Source organism: Methylobacterium nigriterrae, from assembly GCF_037106235.1.
GTDB lineage: Bacteria > Pseudomonadota > Alphaproteobacteria > Rhizobiales > Beijerinckiaceae > Methylobacterium > Methylobacterium nigriterrae.
This window is the reverse complement of sequence record NZ_JBAWTG010000644.1, coordinates 1-336: the sequence shown is the minus strand read 5'-3', so window position 1 is coordinate 336 and position 336 is coordinate 1. Positions and strand designations below refer to the sequence as shown.

Annotated in this window: 1 protein-coding gene; it reads right to left on the bottom strand. The window is 68.2% G+C overall.

Going from position 1 to position 336, the window contains the following annotated elements; all coding sequences use genetic code 11:
* Nucleotides 1-336 (bottom strand): IS5 family transposase (locus WDW90_RS38585; protein WP_336492932.1); only part of this gene is annotated, 336 nt, incomplete at both ends.

Below are 336 nucleotides of genomic sequence, written 5' to 3'. Positions count from 1 at the left end.
GGCAGCGAGGTAGTTCGTGGCCAAGCGGTCGTAACGGGTGGCGATACGGCGGAAGTCCTTGAGGCGACCGAACATCCGCTCGATGGCGTTGCGGCCGCGGTAGAGCACGGGCGAGAAGCACGGCTTCCAGCGCCTGTTCGCCTTGGGCGGGATGTTGGGGGCTGCCCCTGTCGCTTCGATCTGCCGGCGGATGGCGTCGCTGTCGTAGCCTTTGTCGGCCAGTAGGAGTCGGCAGGCAGGCAGGCGCTCCAAGAGGATTGCCCCGGCCTTGCAGTCGGCCACCTGTCCGCCGGTCAGCAGGAAAGCGAGCGGCCGGCAGAAGCGGTCGGTGAGCGC